Origin of the sequence: Corynebacterium hindlerae (assembly GCF_014117265.1) — a bacterium.
GTDB lineage: Bacteria > Actinomycetota > Actinomycetes > Mycobacteriales > Mycobacteriaceae > Corynebacterium > Corynebacterium hindlerae.
This window is the reverse complement of sequence record NZ_CP059833.1, coordinates 158176-175999: the sequence shown is the minus strand read 5'-3', so window position 1 is coordinate 175999 and position 17824 is coordinate 158176. Positions and strand designations below refer to the sequence as shown.

Here is a 17824-nt window from a genome sequence, read left to right as displayed (position 1 = left end):
CGACTAAGATTGTCCTCATGAGCAGAAACGACAAACTACAGTGGTCTGATCTCGATCCTTCGGCTAAAGGCTGGATTATCGGGCTCGGGGCCTACGAAATCCTCGAAAAACTCATCGTCTGGCACTTCATCTACCACACTCCCCGCAGCAAGACCCGGGGCTCAAAGTGGCTGTGGTTCGGGCTGAGTTTTATTAACTTCTTTGGGCCGCTGGCATACGCAGTGTGGGGTCGGAAAAAATAGTGGCGTAGGACACGAAGTTTCGCATGATCTGTCGCACCGGCGCAACGTCCACCGAAGAAATATGCGCGACGATCTCGTCGTATTCTTCCGGCGCGAAATACCCATTGTGGAGGTATTCCTGCATCCGGGTGGCTAGCCCTTGTGCATCCAGCTCCGGGTGGAATTGGGTCGCCCAGGTGGTGTCGTTGATCCGGAACATCTGCACGGGGCACGTTGGCCCCGTTGCCAGCAACGTTGCCCCGGTTACCAGCTCTTCCACGCTTTCCGCATGACCGGTCAGCGCATTAAAACGTGATGGCACGCCCTGCAGGAGCGGATCCATTGTTCCTTCCTGGGTGAGCTCAACCACCGACGATCCAGCGGTCTCGGAGTAACGGTCGCCAACAACGCCGCCACGGAAGTGGGCGAGGAGGCTGGATCCGAAGCACGCGTAGAACGCTGGAATGTCGGCATCGACCATCGTGAGGGCTTCCTGCTGCACCCACAGCTGCTCAGCCGTGGGCTGAGCGTCGGTGACATTGAAAGGGCTGCCGCCTAGGAACACCCCGGCGTACTGGCTCACATCACCGATGCGAGCGGTTTCTGAATCCAGGACAACTTGGTCCAGTTCAGTCGGCCGCAAACCGGAACTTACCAGGAAATCGCGATATTCCGCAGCAAGAACCTCTGCACCATGGCGGATGGACACCAACAAAAACTTAGACATACCACTTAGTCTAGTATGGTTGCTATGGCTCCTGTCACATATCCGCAGAAATACATCGGAATTTCTCGAAACCTCTCCACCCATCAGGGTCTATTAGAGGCTGCGGGTTGGCACTGCTTCCGTATCAGGAGCCGCATTGGTACAGGAAAAGCCGCTTTCGAAACGGCGTGCGGGCGCCTCATGGCGTGGGAGATGCAACGCCACGCAGGGCTGAGGCCGCTTATCGACGACCACACCGTCACCCTCCATCTCGGCCCCATCAAACATCGCTGTTTTATAGTCCACGCCGAGCAAACGGCCGAATCTGCGTGCGCTTCCTATGGCACCATGCCGGGCCACTGGGAAAGTGGGGAAGAGTCCTTCCGCGTCTGGATGGAAGCAGATGCCGTGTGGGCAGAATGCGCAGCCTTTTCCCGGCCACAGTCCTGGGTCACCAAAATAGGTGGCCCAGTGGCGCGCCTAGGACAGCGGATCATGGCCCGCCGCTACTTAGGCGCGCTAGTCACGTCGGACTGAAGCCTCCACTAAGTCCAGCACTGGGCTGAACTGGGCTGTTTCTGCGCCAGAGGCTAATTTCGCTGTGAGACCATCGAACATCGTCTCCAGGAACAGGTACAGCACTTCCGGGTCCACGTCGGTTCGCATCGTTCCCGCGTCGGCGTTAGCTTTCAAGCGTCGGCGGACGGCGTCGTCAAGCACGGCTTGCTGTTGCTGCCAGCGATCACGGAACGCGGCGTCGGTACGCAGAAGGCGAGTGATCTCCAAGCGGGTGGAGAGCCATTCGAAACGGTCCGGGTCTGCGAGCATATCCCGCATTACCTGCACCAAGCCTTCCTCCGCTACGGTCTCAGCCATCTGGAGCGCATCCTGGCGGCCGATTTCGAGGAATAAGGTTTCCTTATCCGCAAAGTGGTGGAAGATCGCGCCGCGGGATTTCCCCGTCGCTTCCTCCAGCAACCGGACAGTGGCTCCTTCGTAGCCATGCTCGGCAAAACATTTGCGGGCCCCCACGAGGATCTCACGGCGCCGCTCATTGAGGTCCGCGTCACTCACTCTAGGCATGGGTTCTCCTTGTAGAGGTGTGAAAGACAACTGGGGCTGACCGCCCGCCGCTAGCGGGAACTAGTCAGCCCCAGTCGAGATGATCACAGTGGCAATTAGCCCTTGATCATGTTGCGCAGCACGAACTGCAGGATGCCACCGTTACGGTAGTAATCGGCTTCACCCGGGGTGTCGATGCGCACAACTGCATCGAATTCGACCTTGTCGCCGGACTCCTTGGTTGCGGTGACCTTCACGGTCTTAGGGGTCACACCGTTGTTCAGCTCCTCGATGCCCTCGATGTCGAAGGTCTCGGTGCCGTCCAGGCCCAGGGAAGCGTGGGATTCACCAGCTGGGAACTGCAGTGGGATAACGCCCATGCCGATCAGGTTGGAGCGGTGAATACGCTCGAAGGACTCGGTGATGACGGCCTTCACGCCTAGCAGGTTGGTGCCCTTAGCAGCCCAGTCACGGGAAGAACCGGTGCCGTATTCCTTACCAGCCAGAACGACCAGTGGGATGCCAGCAGCCTTGTAGTTCTCGCAGGCGTCGAAGATGAAGGCCTGCTCGCCGCCCTTGGTGAAGTCGCGGGTGTAGCCACCAGCGATGTCCACCAGCTGGTTCTGGAGGCGGATGTTGGCGAAGGTACCACGCATCATGACCTCGTGGTTACCACGACGGGAACCGAGGGAGTTGTAGTCCTTGCGCTCAACGCCATTGGCATCCAGGTACTGAGCAGCTGGGGTGCCCGGCTTGATGGAGGAAGCAGGGGAGATGTGGTCAGTGGTGACCGAGTCGCCCAGCTTAGCCAGGACGCGTGCGCCCTTAATGTCCTTGACAGGAGCTGGCTCAAGCTCCATGCCGTCGAAGTACGGAGCCTTGCGGATGTAGGTGGAGTTCTCATCCCACTCGAAGGTCTTGCCCTCTGGGGTTGGGAGGTTCTGCCACTGCTCGTCTCCCTTGAATACGTCGGCGTAATCAGCTTCGTACAGCTCACGGGAGATGGACTGCTCGATGGTAGCCTCGATCTCCTCGGTGGATGGCCAGATGTCCTTCAGGAAGACGTCGTTGCCGTCCTGGTCTTGACCCAGCGCCTGGGTTTCGAAGTCGAAGTCCATGGTGCCGGCAATGGCGTAAGCGATGACCATGATTGGCGAAGCCAGGTAGTTCATCTTTACGTCAGGGGAGATGCGGCCTTCGAAGTTACGGTTACCGGACAGAACTGCGGTAGCTGCCAGGTCAGCCTCGTTGATGGCCTTGGACACCTCGGTTGGCAGTGGGCCGGAGTTACCGATACAGGTGGTGCAGCCGAAGCCGGAGAGGTAGAAGCCGAGAGCCTCGAGGTCCTTCCACAGGTCAGCGCGCTTGTAGTAGCCGTCGACAACCTGGGAGCCAGGTGCACAGATGGTCTTGACCCATGGCTTAGCCTTCAGGCCCTTTTCAGCGGCCTTGCGTGCGATCAGGCCAGCGCCGATCATCACAGATGGGTTAGAGGTGTTGGTGCAAGAGGTGATGGACGCAATCGCAACCATGCCGTGGTCGAGGGTGTACTCGCCGCCCTTAGGGGAGGTCACGGTGATTGGGTTGGATGGGCGACCAACGCGGCCAACAGCAGCGGACTCGCCGTTGCCAGCCTGGGAGACGTTGAGGTCGGTGACCTGTGCGGAGGTCTCCTCCAGGGCCTCACCTTCAGCCTCCATGCGCTTTGCAGGAAGGGACTCGTCGGTGCAGACTTCGTCGTTGGTGTAGTTGGCCAGGTCCTTGCGGAACTGCTCCTTGGCCTCGGACAGCAGGATGCGGTCCTGTGGACGCTTCGGGCCAGCGATGGAAGGAACAACGGTGGACAGGTCCAGCTCGAGGTACTCGGAGTAGGTTGCCTCTGGGGCGTCCTGCTCCAGCCACATGCCCTGAGCCTTAGCGTATGCCTCGACCAGTGCGCACTGCTCTTCGGAGCGGCCGGTGAGGTGCATGTACTTGACGGTCTCCTCGTCGATCGGGAAGATCGCACAGGTGGAGCCGAACTCTGGGGACATGTTGCCGATCGTGGCACGGTTAGCCAGTGGGATAGCCTTCACACCGTTGCCGTAGAACTCGACGAACTTCTGAACCACACCGTGCTCACGCAGCATCTGGGTGATGGTCAGAACGACGTCGGTAGCGGTAACGCCCACTGGGATCTCGCCGGTCAGCTTGAAGCCGACGACGCGAGGGATGAGCATGGACACTGGCTGGCCGAGCATTGCGGCCTCAGCCTCGATGCCACCCACGCCCCAGCCCAGGATGCCCAGGCCGTTTTCCATGGTGGTGTGGGAGTCAGTACCGATGCAGGTGTCTGGGTATGCCAGGCCGTCGTTGTCGAAGACGACGCGAGCCAGGTTCTCAATGTTCACCTGGTGGACAATGCCGGTTCCTGGAGGCACAACGCGGAAGTTGGAGAAGGCCTTGGAGCCCCAGCGCAGGAACTTGTAGCGCTCTTCGTTGCGCTCGTACTCAATGTCAACGTTGGTCTTCAGTGCTTCCTTAGAAGCAAAGGCCTCAACGATAACGGAGTGGTCGATGACCATCTCAGCAGGGTTGAGTGGGTTAACCTTGTCCGGGTCGCCACCGAGGGTCTTGACAGCTTCGCGCATGGTTGCGAGGTCAACGACACAAGGAACGCCGGTGAAGTCCTGCATCAGCACACGTGCTGGGGTGAACTGGATTTCGATGCTTGGCTCTGCCGAAGCGTCCCAGTTAGCAATCGCGTTGATGTGATCGGCGGTGATGTTGGCGCCATCTTCGGTGCGCAGCAGGTTCTCGCCAAGAACCTTAAGAGAGTATGGCAGTTTCTCCATGCCAGGCACTGCGCTGAGGGCGTAGTAGTCGTAAGACTTGTCGCCTACGGTCAGCGTGCTCTTGGCACCGAAGGAGTTCTTGCTAATCGTCACAGTCAGCTCCACTTCCTATTGTTATGGGTGAGTAAACGATCGGGTATTAACCATCGTCTACGAGACAGTTTAACAGTACGAGCGTTCTGTTGAGGCATTGAACCTCCAACCTGCCCCTATCTGGGGACTACTGGCCACCACAACAGGCCCGAAAACACTGTCTAGCTCACAGCCTACGTGGAAAACTTGCGCGATATGGGCGAGTCACCGCGAAGCACAGGGAAATGTGACACTAAACTCTGGATCCGTCCGCGCCCCCAACACTAAGGAAGCTGTCATGATCCCGTCAGATATTGATATCGTCTCGATGCGCGATCAAATCAATGCAGATGGCGTGGCTATCGGACAGCTGGGCATCGAACACCCAACCCTAGAACCGGAACTGCAAAATGTGGCACAGTACGGGCTGGACACCAATTTCGGACGTACTGCCTTCGTTATTCTCGATCACACGCCGCCGGAGGCGGGTGCGACGCGCGACGTTGCCCAGGAGCTGTTAAACACTACCGACTTTGACACCATCATCGTGCGCGCGCCTGGATCTGGGGCAGTAGTCAGTCACGACTTCTCACGCGCCGCCCTAGAGGCCGCGCAGTACGACTTCCTCTCCAACCCTGAAATCGCCCCGGCAGCGCGCCAGTTCATCGACACTCTGAATGGACCTGTGTTCCCTTGGATGTGGATCAATATCGTTATCGCCGCGTTATTGGGGCTCGCGATTGTTATCACCGCCATCCACACCTTCCGCTACAGTCAAGCCAAAACGCTTGACCGCTCGCAATAGTTGCAATCGCACCTCAATCGCGTAACGACACGCCCCTTTTTCGCAATGTGATATATTTCACATTCGATATCATTCCGTAACATTCTCGCAGGCCAGCACCATAAACGTAAGTCATGGGGCTGGCCTTTACTAGTGTGACTAACGAGTCAAGAGTGTCTTTATTGGGTCGTTGTGGCTTATTGTTCTTGTTGTCGGCTCATGAGTTGGCTGATTCACAATAAGTTAATTGAGGCTGTATTTGCTGATGTGGGGAAGCATTGTGCAGAAATCAAGCCTAGAAGGTTGACCTAATGTGTGTTGGCGGGACGCGTGAGCCACATCCTGTACGCAGTTAGCGAAGGTGAATGGAGTTACCCCGTGGCAACGATCAAGGATCCGCAGTCCCGCCTGGCCTCAGCCAGGGCTTTGGTGGCGGTTGCAGCATGCTGCGCGACCATTGGTTCGGCGACTGCGCTCGCCCAACCGGTACCTCCACCGAACCCGTCCGACGCGGACATCAAGGCAGCCGAGGATGCAGTCAACGCAGGTAACGGGGACGTCGCGCGCCTTGCCACCACCTTGTCTGAAAAAGAGGCCGAGATTACTCGCCTCGAAAACGAGATGGGTGGACTGCGCGAAGCCGTGAACAAGGCGATGGTCGACCTGCAAACTGCACAGGCCGAAGCTCAAAAGGCGCGCGAAGAAGTCGACCTTGCCAAGCAGGATTTGGATGCCAGCCAGAAAGCGATCGAACAGGCTCAGCACACCCTCGACGAAGTCTCCCGCGCGGCTTACCGACGCGGTTCCGCCAATGGTGCCGTCTCCGGTGCAGCCGGCACCGGCAACACCGAGGACGCTCTAGCTCGCCAAACGTACCTGCGCCAGAACGCGGCCAAGCAGCGTGCAGCGATCGAAGAGCTGGATCGCCTGCGTACCGAAGCCGCAAACAAAGAATCTGTGCTGCGTGAAAAGCGCGCCATTGCAGAACAGCGGGAACGGGAAGCATCCGCTGCCCAGTCCGCTGCGCAGCAAGCGTACGACACCAACTCTGCACTGTTGGCCCAGCGCAACGCCGAGCACAAGAGCCTGGTAGAAGAGCGAAACACCGCTAAGGCTCGTCTCGAAGCTGCGAAGGCTAACAGTGGCACTTTGCATCAGCAGCGCAAGGAATACCAGGACTTCCTAAAGGCGGAGGAGGAGCGCAAGGCTGCCGAGAAGGCCGCAGCGGAAGCCGCTGCCGCCAAGGCAAAGGCCGAGGAAGAGGCTCGCCAAAAAGCACAAGCAGAGGCCGAGGCCCGCGCCCGCGCAGCCGCGGCAGCTGAGGCGGAACGCGCCGCTGCCCAGGCTCAGGCGGAGCAAGCCGCAGCCGCTGCTGCTGCAGCCCAGGCAGAGGCAGCCGCACGACAGCAACGCGAAGCTGAACTGCAACAGCAGCAAAACGATGCTGTGGCAGCCGCTACCGCTGCGGCCGCAGCGCTCGCCGCAGCCGAGGCAGCAAACACTCAAGCAAACAGTGGGATCTTTGGTGAGAACGATTACCTTGACTTGGGTAATCTCGCTGACGCATTAGCTGCGGCGGTTGGGGCCGTCGCTAAGCCGTCCGGCAATGCACCGACGGCCCCGGCCACCGGTAGCCGCGCGCAACGCATCGAAACCATGATTGCTCGCGCTCAAGCCCAGGTCGGCGTACCTTACGCCTGGGGTGGTGGCGACGCGAACGGCCCAACCCAGGGTATCCGCGATGGCGGCGTCGCTGACTCCTACGGCGACTACAACAAGATCGGCTTCGACTGCTCTGGTCTGGTGCTCTACGCCTTCGCCGGCGTCGGCATCGATCTGCCACACTACACCGGCTACCAGTACCAGCGCGGTACCAAGGTGTCTCCAAGCGAGATGCAACGTGGCGACCTCATCTTCTACGGTCCAAACGCAGAAAATCACGTTGCGATCTACCTCGGTGACGGCATGATGATCGAAGCCCCACAGTCCGGAGCAACGGTGTCGGTCAACCCGGTTCGCTGGAGTGGAATGAGCCCCTACGCCGTGCGATTGATCTAACACCGCGTGCGCTAGGGTAGTCTGCATGACCCAGAACGAGGACTTGATCTCAGGCCTGCCATTCGATGCACTTCTCGTGTTGTCGTTTGGCGGGCCTGAGGGCGTTGCCGACGTGCGCCCCTTCATGGAAAACGTCACCCGTGGGCGCGGTATCCCGCCAGAGCGACTCGACGACGTCTGTGAGCACTACTACCACTTCGACGGCGTCAGCCCGCTCAACGGATTGAACCGGGAGATCGTCGCGCACCTCCAACGGGCCCTTCCTGGGCTTCCCATCTACTTCGGCAACCGGAACTGGCACCCCTTCGGGACCGAGGCCGCCGAGCAGCTGGTGGCGGACGGGCACCGCAACGTCGCAGTCCTGGCAACCTCCGCGTGGGGCGGATACTCAGGATGCCGACAATATGACGAAGACATCACCCACATCCGCAAGCACCTGCAACAACGCGGCCTTCCCGAGGTCACGTTCACTAAGCTGCGCCAATTCTATGACCACCCGCTGTTCATCAAAGCAAGCGTCGATAGCGTACGGGACGCCATCACTGCCTTAGGCGAAGCTGAATTCCGCCTCGTCTTCACCGCCCATTCCATCCCCACGGCCGCTGACCAATCCTCCGGCACCCCTGACGACGGCCCGCTTTATTCCACTCAGGTACGCCGCTCCGCGGAACTCATCGCGGCCGAGCTGGGAATTGCTGACTGGGATCTGGTCTGGCAGTCTCGTTCCGGCGCCCCGCACATCCCGTGGTTGGAACCGGACATCGTCGACCATGCTGCCGCGCTTGCCGACGACGGCGTCCGCAATCTCATCGTCTACCCAGTCGGGTTCATCTCCGACCACATCGAGGTCGTGTGGGACCTTGACACGGAGCTCACGGACGAAGCTAACAAGAATGGCCAGCGTGTTGTCCGCGCCGCAACGATCGGCCCCACGGAGGAATTCACCCAGCTAGTAATTGAGCTGCTGCGCGAACATGCTCAGCAGCAACCACAGCGTCTTGGCCGTGGCTGCAGCGTCAACGGGCAACCTTGCGCCGCGAACTGCTGCGTCCCGACGCGCCGCCCGCGATCCTCTTAACACCGCGCCAATTCGTGCACCGCGTAGCTCACCCCAGCGGTGCGCGCCATCCGGACATTGCGCATGAGCGGGAGCAACACCGGGTCCAGAGAATGATCCCCAACATGGCTGGACACCGTTTCAATGATCGCAGCCACCCGGTCCGCGCGAGCGAACAGTTTCGCGGCGCGCGGTGGGGTAGAAAACGGAAGACCTGGGGTGTCATAGAAGTCCGTTAGGGTGCCAACTGTGAGGCGGGGGTTCGGCAGGTCCGGAGTGACGTGGGGGATGGCGTCGATAAGCTGCGCCGCGGAGCGGGTGGCGTCGGCAAGCAGCAGGTCTGCCTCCCCAGGGGAGAGGTAGTGCTGCGCAGGCAACGGCTCCGCCTCGGCGAAAATCTCGCATGCCAACCCGCCGCCGCGGTCCACGGGCACCACCACGTGGCTGCGAAACCTGTCCGGGGTGGGTAGCACCAACGCGCCCATTCCGCTCGCCAGCGTGGCCCGGGCGCTCGGCGAGCCAGCCCGCAGCCCTGGCGCCTCACCCGGGCCGCACAATACGAGCTGGATGACGGGTTCCCCAGCATCCAGGCTTTCGGCCGCCAGCCGCCGGATGGTACGCAGCAGCTCAAGCGTGTTTCCAGGCGCATCAGGTTGCACGCCAGCGATCCTGATGTCTCCGCCCAGCGCGCGCAGCGCGTCCACACATTCATCGGTGGCGATGTGGCCGTGCAGCCACGACGCCAACCAGATCGCGATGTTCTGGAGCGGGGAGTAGACATGTGCGCGCTGATCCATAATCTAGATAAGTTACCCGATAGGCTTGACTGTCATGACTGACCGATATGCAGGAGACATCTTTTCCGGACATTCCCGCAGCAAGCGGCCACAGTATCCCGCGGTTCCGGCGGAGCCCGGACTGGTGGTTGAGGTGCTGGCTGACGGCTTTGTCGGCGCGGTGGTAGGCTTCGAGCGCACCTACGACGGCGATTTCATTCGGTTAGAGGATCGGCACGGCCGAGAGCGACTGTTCAAGATGGTCACCGGCGCGTTCCTGGTGGAGGGGCAGCGAGTGTCCCTGACGCGATATGTGCCAAAGCAAGCCCCGGCGCAGTCAAACTCTGGATCCCGCAAGGTGGCAAACGTCCAAGCCAAGGTGGCCGCGCCGTCGCGGATTTGGGTGGAGGGCATCCATGATGCGGCGATCGTGGAAAAGATTTGGGGCCATGACCTGCGCGTCGAGGGCGTAGTGGTGGAGTATCTGGAGGGACTGGACAATCTCCCGGAACGCCTCGCCGAGTTTGGTCCGGGGCCGGGTCGTCGCGTCGGGGTGTTAGCTGACCACCTGGTGCAAGGTTCTAAAGAGACCCGGTTGGTGGAGAACGTGGGCCCACACGTGCTGGTCACCGGGCACCCATTCATCGATATTTGGGCTGCTGTGAAGCCGAACAAGCTGGGCCTGCGCGCGTGGCCGGAGGTGCCGTACGGGGAGGACTGGAAGACGGGAGTGTGCCGTCGCGTGGGGTGGAGTGATCCTCGGGAAGGCTGGAACCGCGTATATAACGCCGTGGAAAGCTTCCGGGACCTGGATGCGACACTGATCGGGGCGGTGGAGAAGCTGGTGGACTGGGTCACCGTCCCGGAACTAAGTAAAGAAGATTTTCGTTAGCGTCGCCCCCGAAGTACACGTTTAGGTAGATTAGTAAATCGTGGGACCCATCATTTGGTTTATTGCAGCGCTCGTCCTGGCATCAGCGGAATTGCTCGCCGGCGAGTTCACCATGCTCATGCTTGCCGGGGCAGCCTTAGCGACGGCCGGTGCCGCCATTCCTGGCATCCCGTTGTGGGCCGAAATTGCCTGCTTCGCCGTCTCGGCCCTCCTCCTGTTGGTCTTCCTCAAGCCATATCTGCATCGGCATTTGACTAGAAAGCCGGTGCTGGATACGTCGGTGAAGGCCTTGGAGGGACAGCGCGCAGTGGTGCTGGAAGAGGTAACTGGTACCGGGGGCCAGGTCCGGTTGGATGGTTCGATTTGGTCTGCCCGGAGTATCGATCCCACGACCCCGATCGCGGTCGGCGAAGAAGTAAACGTAGTAAGTATCGATGGCACAACCGCCGTCGTGTGGAAGGAGCTATAGATGGCAGGTCTTTTTGCCCTCATCGTCATTTTGCTCTTTGTGGTGATTGTGCTGGTGAAATCCATCGCGTTGATTCCACAGGGAGAAGCGGCAGTTATTGAGCGCCTCGGACGATACACCAGGACAGTGTCCGGTGGCATCACGTTGCTGGTGCCGTTTGTTGACCGGGTTCGTGCCAAGGTGGATACCCGCGAGCGCGTCGTATCATTCCCACCGCAAGCGGTGATTACCGAGGACAACCTGACGGTGGCTATTGACACCGTGGTGACGTTCCAGATCAACGATCCGGCGCGCGCCATTTACGGCGTGGATAACTACATCGTGGGTGTGGAGCAGATTTCCACCGCAACGCTGCGCGATGTTGTCGGTGGTATGACGCTGGAGGAGACCCTGACCTCCCGTGAAGTGATCAACCGTCGGCTGCGTGGTGAGCTGGACGCAGCTACCACCAAGTGGGGCCTTCGTATCTCCCGCGTGGAATTGAAGGCAATTGATCCACCACCATCGATTCAGCAGTCGATGGAAAAGCAGATGAAAGCGGACCGCGAGAAGCGCGCCACAATTCTTACCGCAGAAGGTCAGCGTGAGGCGGACATCAAGACCGCTGAGGGTGAAAAGCAGGCCAAGATCCTGGCTGCGGAAGGCGAGAAGCACGCTGCAATTCTCGCCGCAGAGGCAGAGCGCCAGGCGATGATCCTGCGGGCAGAGGGCGAGCGTGCGGCGAAGTACCTCAAGGCCCAGGGTGAAGCACGTTCGATTCAGAAGGTCAACGCGGCGATCAAGTCCTCGCAGCTCACGCCAGAAGTCTTGGCGTACCAGTACCTGGAGAAGTTGCCGAAGATGGCACAGGGTTCCGCGAACAAGGTCTGGATGGTTCCGAGCCAGTTCGGGGATTCCCTGGAACAATTCGCCCGCGCGATGGCGAAGAAGGACGACGATGGGGTCTTCCGTTACGAGCCACCAGCGGTGAGCGAAACCGATAAGAAGATCACGGAGCAGGAAGATACCGACGAGTGGTTCAACACGGAATCGGATCCGGAAATTGCGGCTGCCGTCGCAGCTGCGAATGCAGTGGCCAACAAGCCTGTCGAGCCGGAGGTTCCTGAGCTCAAGAAGCAGCTGCCGCAGGCTCAGCCACAGCCTAGCTTCCCGGAGCCTCAGTTAGCTCCTCAGCCCGTCGAAGAAGATTAACGGCAAGCTGCCACCCGGCAGTTTCCGCTTGCCACCCAGCCGCCTGCAGCCGTTGGGACATCGCCTGCTTGGTGATTCCCAGCTCTGCGGCGGCTTCGTTTTGGTTATAGCCACGCCGCATCAGTGACGTAGCTTCGCGCCCTTCGATGCTGCGCTTAGCCAGTACGGTGGCGAGCATCAGGAAACAGGCGGCGATGTCGCTGGCCCACTCGTCGGCGTCCGGCTTTAGCGTACGTGGGCCATGAACCCGCACCTTGACGACGCCCACCCGTGCCCGGGCGCCTAGTGCAGCACCGGCAATCTTAGTGACGACGTCCGAGGTTGGGTTCGTAGCTGTGGGCGCGATGCCGATCCCGATTGCCCATTCCCCAGCGGACAACAGCGCCATCGTCGTATCGGCTACTGCTTCCGGGGTGTCAACTACCGCGCAAATGTCCTCCACACCAAGGATGTCAAATGTGCCGACGCCTTCCATAGTGGACAGAGCTTCCGCGGAGCGGGCGACGAGTTCGGCGCGCCGGACAGCGCGGCCACGATAGCGGGCATGGATCGCAAACATGAGCCTAGTCTACGTTTTAGACTTGACTGGTAGCAATAAATCCGCCGTAAATCCAAGGACTCCGATGATAAACAGGGTTCCCAAAAGGAGCGCGGCGTGATTGTTTTCCCCTAACGCCACAGAGTCGCCGAGCAACACTCCAATAATCGTCGACGGGGCAGAGCCACACAGTGTCGCTAGGGTAAAGTCTTTGCGTTTTACGGGAGTGATGGCGCAGGCGTAGTTCAGTACTGAGAAAGGAATGCCGGGAATTAACCGCAGGCAGAAAATGGAGAAGAATCCGCGGTGCTGCAACCGCTGATTGATCTTTGTTAAGGCCTTGTGGTTGCGGTGGGTCCGTGCAAGACGTGAAGTCCACGAGTCCGCTGTAGAGCCTTCCGGATCAGATCCCAACAAAGCCCGCACGAGCGTGATGTTGATGAGGGCGGCGAGCGTCGTCCCCAGCAGTGCAATTCCTATCCCCAACGCTGGTCCAAAGAGCAGTCCGGACGAAACCGTCAGTGCGGTACGGGGGATGGGGAACTGCGTCACCGTGACATAGAGGAGTGCAAACAGCGCGATGGACCACTGGCCGTAGCTGTCTACCCATTGGCGCATCTCAGTGATGGAGGGGAGCTGCACTGTCGTCGCGAGGACGATTCCGGCAGCGAGGAACGCGAGAAATGCACAGATCCGCCACCACGGTGGTCCTTGGGTTCGCATGGTATTCCAGGTTAGTTTAGTGGTTGAGCGGGTGTAGTGGGCGGCGTCAACATTAGCCCCGAATTCAGCGTTGTTACACCGCTTTAACTGCAGCTTTATGAGTTCGATGGTGAATTCGCCTCCCTGTATGTGCGCAAATACGCAACAATTCACTGCGGTGGTGGCTACACTTGTTAGTGATTGTGAGCGAGGCCGTACCTGTATGGAATTGCTCATGGTGTTTTGAACTGAACGTAACCGATCCGGGTGGAGACTCGTTCCTGCCCGGGTTCAAGCACAAGGGGAGAAGGTCCGTAGTGACTGATGTACAGTCTGACGCGGTAAACACCTCGCTTCCTGCTGACTTCGCTGAGACTCAGCAGGATTGGTACAAGGCAGTAGCGAAGGTGTTTGCTCGTGTGCAAAAGAAGGACATTGCTGATGTCCCACTCGATGTGTGGACGAGGTTGATCCACACCACCTACGAAGGCATCGACGTCAATCCGCTCTACACCCGCGCAGATGAGCTCGCTGAAGTTTCTGCGCCTGGTGTTTTTCCTTACACTCGGGGCGATGTCACTGCTTCGGGCTGGGGAGTCACCGAAACTTTCGGTGGCGTGGCTTCCGGCACCGCAGGTGATGCGGCCGCAACCAATAAGGCGATTCTGCACGCCCTGAATAATGGCTCCACCGTTGTGGTCATTGACCTCACCGCGGGCCTGAGCGCTGCGGATCTTCCTGCTGTGTTGAAGGACGTATACCTGGATCTGGTTGAGGTCCGCGTGCTCGCTGGCGCCGACGTCAAAGCTGCCAGCGATGCTCTCAAGGCACTGGCTGAGGAGGCTGGTGTCGCGGAAAAGGCACGTTTTGAACTGTCCGCAGCTCCACTTTCGGCCGGTTTCGTGGGCACCGAGTCCATCGCTCTTGACGACGCCGTTGCACTGGCCGTCGAAAATGCCACCTTCGCTGGCAGCATCCGCACGCTGCTTGTCGACGCCGTGGCCTTCAATAACCAGGGCGGGACGGATGCCCAGGAGATTGGTTTCGCTCTGGCAACCGGTGTTGAGTACGTCCGCGCGCTGACCGAAGCCGGTCTGAGCATCGAGGATGCGCTGGGCCAGATCGCGTTCCGCTTCGCCGCTAGCGATGATCAATTCGCGCAGATCGCTAAGTTCCGCGCTGCCCGGACCCTCTGGGCCCGCGTTGCAGAGGTTCTGGGAGCTCCTGAGGCTGGTTTGGCACCACAGCACGCGCTGACTGCTCCAGCGATGTTCTCCCAGCGTGATCCATGGGTGAACATGCTCCGCGTGACCGTCGCAGCGTTCGCTGCTGGTGTTGGTGGGGCTGACGATGTCGAGGTCCTGCCGTTCGACCACTCCATCTCAGGTGGTCTGCCGGGAACCTCTCGTGTGTTCGCTGCTCGCATTGCCCGCAACACTAACCTGTTGCTGTTGGAAGAGTCCCACCTCGGTCACGTGATTGACCCTGCTGGTGGCTCCTACTTCGTCGAGTCCCTGACCCAGCAGCTGGCTGATAAGGCATGGGGCGAGTTCACCGAGGTTGAGGGCAGGGGTGGCCTGCAAGCTGCTGCCGACGCAGTTCAGGACAAGCTAGATGCTTCTTACGAGCGGGTGCGCGCCGACATCGCCCGCCGCGTGAAGAAGGTCACGGGCATTAACGAGTTCCCGAACCTGGGCGAGAAGCCACTGCCTGCCGAGCTGCGCGTCGAACCAGCCGGTGTGCGCCGGTGGGCTGCCGAGTTTGAGGCGCTGCGTAACCGCTCCGACGCCTTCCTGGAAGCCAATGGCAAGCGTCCGCTGATCGGCATGATTCCGATTGGTCCGCTGGCCAAGCACAATGTGCGCACCGGTTTCACCGCGAACTTGCTCGCGTCCGGTGGTATCGAAACTTTGAACCCAGGTCAGCTTGTCGCTGGCACTGACGAGTTTGCGGCTGCTGCGAAGGAAACCGACATCGTGGTGGTGTGTGGCACTGACCAGGAGTATGCGGCTACGGGTGCGGACGTCGTTAAGGCGCTGCGTGAGGCCGGTGCTGGCACTATCTTGGTCGCTGGCGCGGAGAAGTCCTTCGCGGACGCTGAGGTTAAGCCGGACGGCTACGTCAACATGAAGATCGATGCAGCCCAGGTTCTGGCTGAGCTGCTGACCAAGCTGGGAGCGTAAGGAAATATGACTACTATCCCGAATTTCGCTGAGGTGCCACGCACTTCCGACGCGGCTGCTCAGACTGAGCCCCCTGCTGATGGCCAGGTTTGGTCTACGCCGGAAGGCATTGACGTTAAGCGTGTGTACACCCGCTCCGACCGCGACGCGGCCGCTGCCAAGGGACACCCCATTGATTCCTTCCCTGGTATTGCGCCATTCATGCGTGGCCCATACCCAACCATGTACACCAACCAGCCATGGACGATTCGCCAGTACGCTGGTTTCTCCACTGCAGCCGAGTCCAACGCGTTCTACCGTCGCAACCTAGCGGCTGGTCAGAAGGGCCTGTCGGTCGCATTCGACCTGGCTACCCACCGCGGTTACGACTCTGACAACGAGCGTGTGGTCGGTGACGTCGGTATGGCCGGCGTGGCTATCGACTCCATCCTGGACATGCGCCAGCTGTTCGAAGGTATCGACCTCGGCAACGTGTCCGTGTCCATGACCATGAACGGCGCTGTGCTGCCGATCCTCGCGCTGTACATCGTGGCGGCCGAGGAACAGGGCGTGACCCCGGAGCAGCTTGCCGGAACCATTCAGAACGACATTCTGAAGGAGTTCATGGTTCGTAACACCTACATCTACCCGCCGAAGCCATCGATGCGGATCATCTCGAACATCTTCGAGTACACCTCGCTGAAGATGCCTCGCTTCAACTCCATCTCCATCTCCGGCTACCACATCCAGGAGGCGGGCGCTACCGCTGACCTCGAGCTCGCCTACACGCTTGCCGACGGCATCGAGTACATCCGCGCGGGTAAGGAAGTTGGCCTGGACGTGGATAAGTTCGCTCCGCGTCTGTCCTTCTTCTGGGGCATTTCCATGTACACCTTCATGGAGATCGCTAAGCTGCGCGCCGGCCGTCTACTGTGGAGCGAGCTGGTGGCTAAGTTCGACCCGAAGAACCCGAAGTCCCAGTCGCTGCGTACCCACTCCCAGACCTCTGGTTGGTCGCTGACCGCACAGGACGTCTTCAACAACGTCTCCCGTACTGCGATCGAGGCGATGGCCGCGACCCAGGGCCACACCCAGTCGCTGCACACCAACGCTCTGGATGAGGCACTGGCTCTGCCGACTGACTTCTCGGCTCGTATCGCTCGTAACACCCAGTTGTTGCTGCAGCAGGAGTCCGGCACCACCCGTCCAGTGGACCCATGGGCTGGTTCCTACTACATCGAATGGCTGACCAATGAGCTGGCTAACCGCGCACGTAAGCACATCGAAGAGGTTGAGGCTGCGGGTGGCATGGCACAGGCAACCGTCGAAGGTATTCCGAAGCTACGCATTGAGGAATCCGCTGCCCGTACCCAGGCTCGTATTGACTCTGGCCGCCAGGCCCTCATTGGTGTGAACAAGTACATCGTTGAGGAAGACGAGCAGATTGAAGTTCTCAAGGTGGAGAACTCCAAGGTGCGTGCGGAGCAGCTGGAGAAGCTGGAGCGCCTGCGTGCTGAGCGCGATGAGCACGAGGTGCAGCGCACCCTGGATGCCCTGACCGCCGCTGCTGCTACTGAGGAGCGCGAGCCGGGCGATCTGGAATCCAACCTGCTGAAGCTGGCCGTGGATGCCGCCCGCGCCAAGGCTACCGTTGGTGAGATCTCCATGGCTTTGGAGAAGGTCTTCGGCCGCCATGAGGCTGAGATCAAGACCCTGTCCGGCGTCTACAAGGACGAGGTCGGAAAGGAAGGCACCGTGTCTAACGTTGCCAAGGCCATCGCCATGGCCGACGCTTTCGAGAAGGAAGAGGGCCGTCGTCCCCGTATCTTCATCGCCAAGATGGGCCAGGATGGCCACGACCGTGGTCAGAAGGTCGTCGCATCCGCCTACGCTGACCTCGGCATGGACGTTGATGTTGGACCGCTATTCCAGACCCCTGCGGAGGCAGCTCGTAGCGCTGTCGACGCTGACGTCCACGTGGTGGGCGTGTCCTCCCTGGCAGCAGGCCACCTGACCTTGGTTCCTGCGCTGAAGGAGGAACTGGCCAAGCTGGGCCGCGAAGACATCATGATCATCGTTGGTGGTGTGATCCCACCGGGTGACTTCCAGGAGCTGTACGATATGGGCGCTTCTGCGATCTACCCACCGGGCACCGTCATCGCGGAGTCTGCGATCGACATGATGACAAAGCTGTCGGCCAACCTGGGCTTTGACCTGAACGTCGACGCCTAATACAGCCTCAAACACCAGCAATCATTCGGGGGTGGCGCACAGTGCGTCGCCCCCGCTCGCTTTTCGAC

16 protein-coding genes are annotated in these 17824 nt (G+C 60.0%); 10 read left to right on the top strand and 6 right to left on the bottom strand.

Annotated features, from left to right (window positions below):
• The first annotated feature begins 17 nt into the window (after window positions 1-17).
• The gene (locus HW450_RS00825) at window positions 18-242 is read left to right on the top strand and encodes a PLDc N-terminal domain-containing protein (protein WP_182386162.1); all 225 of its coding nucleotides are present in this window, start codon (window positions 18-20) and stop codon (window positions 240-242) included.
• Here HW450_RS00825 and HW450_RS00820 read toward each other — a convergent pair.
• Window positions 193-948: a glutamine amidotransferase gene (locus HW450_RS00820; RefSeq protein ID WP_182386161.1), complete on the bottom strand. Its 756-nt coding sequence runs from the start codon at window positions 946-948 to the stop codon at window positions 193-195. The genes HW450_RS00825 and HW450_RS00820 overlap by 50 nt on opposite strands.
• Before the next feature lie 24 nt (window positions 949-972).
• On the opposite strand from HW450_RS00820, the gene HW450_RS00815 reads away from it, so the two are divergent.
• Complete coding sequence (locus HW450_RS00815; RefSeq protein ID WP_182386160.1) at window positions 973-1464, top strand: DUF1990 domain-containing protein; 492 nt, start codon at window positions 973-975, stop codon at window positions 1462-1464.
• Here HW450_RS00815 and HW450_RS00810 read toward each other — a convergent pair.
• On the bottom strand, window positions 1447-2010 hold the full coding sequence (locus tag HW450_RS00810) for a TetR/AcrR family transcriptional regulator (RefSeq protein WP_182386159.1): 564 nt from the start codon (window positions 2008-2010) through the stop codon (window positions 1447-1449). The two genes, HW450_RS00815 and HW450_RS00810, sit on opposite strands and share 18 nt — an antisense overlap.
• Window positions 2011-2105: 95 nt before the next feature.
• Window positions 2106-4916: an aconitate hydratase gene (gene can / locus HW450_RS00805; protein ID WP_182386158.1), complete on the bottom strand. Its 2811-nt coding sequence runs from the start codon at window positions 4914-4916 to the stop codon at window positions 2106-2108.
• A 226-nt stretch (window positions 4917-5142) separates the two neighbouring features.
• On the opposite strand from can, the gene HW450_RS00800 reads away from it, so the two are divergent.
• The 3 genes from HW450_RS00800 (at window position 5143) to HW450_RS00790 (ending at window position 8815) form a co-directional block, all read left to right on the top strand.
• A complete protein-coding gene (locus tag HW450_RS00800) occupies window positions 5143-5700 on the top strand; it encodes an Rv1476 family membrane protein (protein ID WP_182386157.1) in 558 nt (185 codons plus the stop codon).
• Between the two features lie 357 nt (window positions 5701-6057).
• On the top strand, window positions 6058-7737 hold the full coding sequence (locus tag HW450_RS00795) for a DIP1281 family NlpC/P60 protein (RefSeq protein ID WP_232843284.1): 1680 nt from the start codon (window positions 6058-6060) through the stop codon (window positions 7735-7737).
• 25 nt (window positions 7738-7762) lie between these two features.
• Window positions 7763-8815, top strand: a complete 1053-nt coding sequence (locus HW450_RS00790) for a ferrochelatase (RefSeq protein WP_182386156.1) — start codon at window positions 7763-7765, stop codon at window positions 8813-8815.
• On the opposite strand, the gene HW450_RS00785 is transcribed toward HW450_RS00790, so the two are convergent.
• On the bottom strand, window positions 8812-9591 hold the full coding sequence (locus HW450_RS00785; protein ID WP_182386155.1) for a hypothetical protein: 780 nt from the start codon (window positions 9589-9591) through the stop codon (window positions 8812-8814). The genes HW450_RS00790 and HW450_RS00785 overlap by 4 nt on opposite strands.
• A gap of 34 nt (window positions 9592-9625) precedes the next feature.
• Here HW450_RS00785 and HW450_RS00780 point away from each other — a divergent pair, with 34 nt between their 5' ends.
• Genes HW450_RS00780 through HW450_RS00770 form a run of 3 tightly spaced genes read left to right on the top strand, consistent with a single transcriptional unit; the run spans window position 9626 to window position 12122 of the window.
• On the top strand, window positions 9626-10462 hold the full coding sequence (locus tag HW450_RS00780; RefSeq protein ID WP_182386154.1) for a DUF3097 domain-containing protein: 837 nt from the start codon (window positions 9626-9628) through the stop codon (window positions 10460-10462).
• Window positions 10463-10502: 40 nt separating this feature from the next.
• Window positions 10503-10931, top strand: a complete 429-nt coding sequence (locus HW450_RS00775; protein WP_182386153.1) for an NfeD family protein — start codon at window positions 10503-10505, stop codon at window positions 10929-10931.
• Window positions 10932-12122 (top strand): SPFH domain-containing protein, encoded by a 1191-nt coding sequence (locus HW450_RS00770; RefSeq protein ID WP_182386152.1) that lies wholly within the window; start codon window positions 10932-10934, stop codon window positions 12120-12122.
• Here HW450_RS00770 and HW450_RS00765 read toward each other — a convergent pair.
• Window positions 12073-12681 carry a MarR family transcriptional regulator gene (locus tag HW450_RS00765; protein WP_182386151.1) on the bottom strand — a complete coding sequence of 203 codons (609 nt, stop codon included), beginning with the start codon at window positions 12679-12681 and terminating at the stop codon, window positions 12073-12075. The two genes, HW450_RS00770 and HW450_RS00765, sit on opposite strands and share 50 nt — an antisense overlap.
• Before the next feature lie 9 nt (window positions 12682-12690).
• Complete coding sequence (locus tag HW450_RS00760; protein WP_182386150.1) at window positions 12691-13383, bottom strand: TVP38/TMEM64 family protein; 693 nt, start codon at window positions 13381-13383, stop codon at window positions 12691-12693.
• A 296-nt stretch (window positions 13384-13679) separates the two neighbouring features.
• On the opposite strand from HW450_RS00760, the gene HW450_RS00755 reads away from it, so the two are divergent.
• Both HW450_RS00755 and scpA read left to right on the top strand, forming a co-directional pair.
• Complete coding sequence (locus tag HW450_RS00755; RefSeq protein ID WP_182386149.1) at window positions 13680-15545, top strand: methylmalonyl-CoA mutase family protein; 1866 nt, start codon at window positions 13680-13682, stop codon at window positions 15543-15545.
• Between the two features lie 6 nt (window positions 15546-15551).
• On the top strand, window positions 15552-17756 hold the full coding sequence (gene scpA / locus HW450_RS00750; protein WP_182386148.1) for a methylmalonyl-CoA mutase: 2205 nt from the start codon (window positions 15552-15554) through the stop codon (window positions 17754-17756).
• The last annotated feature ends 68 nt before the right edge of the window (window positions 17757-17824 follow it).

What these genes read in the sequence shown, in the direction of transcription:
- HW450_RS00825 (WP_182386162.1), top strand. Translation starts at nt 18, where the DNA reads ATGAGCAGAAACGACAAACTACAGTGGTCTGATCTCGATCCTTCGGCT.
- HW450_RS00820 (WP_182386161.1), bottom strand. Translation starts at nt 948, where the DNA reads ATGTCTAAGTTTTTGTTGGTGTCCATCCGCCATGGTGCAGAGGTTCTT.
- HW450_RS00815 (WP_182386160.1), top strand. Translation starts at nt 973, where the DNA reads ATGGCTCCTGTCACATATCCGCAGAAATACATCGGAATTTCTCGAAAC.
- HW450_RS00810 (WP_182386159.1), bottom strand. Translation starts at nt 2,010, where the DNA reads ATGCCTAGAGTGAGTGACGCGGACCTCAATGAGCGGCGCCGTGAGATC.
- HW450_RS00790 (WP_182386156.1), top strand. Translation starts at nt 7,763, where the DNA reads ATGACCCAGAACGAGGACTTGATCTCAGGCCTGCCATTCGATGCACTT.
- HW450_RS00785 (WP_182386155.1), bottom strand. Translation starts at nt 9,591, where the DNA reads ATGGATCAGCGCGCACATGTCTACTCCCCGCTCCAGAACATCGCGATC.
- HW450_RS00780 (WP_182386154.1), top strand. Translation starts at nt 9,626, where the DNA reads ATGACTGACCGATATGCAGGAGACATCTTTTCCGGACATTCCCGCAGC.
- HW450_RS00770 (WP_182386152.1), top strand. Translation starts at nt 10,932, where the DNA reads ATGGCAGGTCTTTTTGCCCTCATCGTCATTTTGCTCTTTGTGGTGATT.
- HW450_RS00765 (WP_182386151.1), bottom strand. Translation starts at nt 12,681, where the DNA reads ATGTTTGCGATCCATGCCCGCTATCGTGGCCGCGCTGTCCGGCGCGCC.
- HW450_RS00760 (WP_182386150.1), bottom strand. Translation starts at nt 13,383, where the DNA reads ATGCGAACCCAAGGACCACCGTGGTGGCGGATCTGTGCATTTCTCGCG.
- scpA (WP_182386148.1), top strand. Translation starts at nt 15,552, where the DNA reads ATGACTACTATCCCGAATTTCGCTGAGGTGCCACGCACTTCCGACGCG.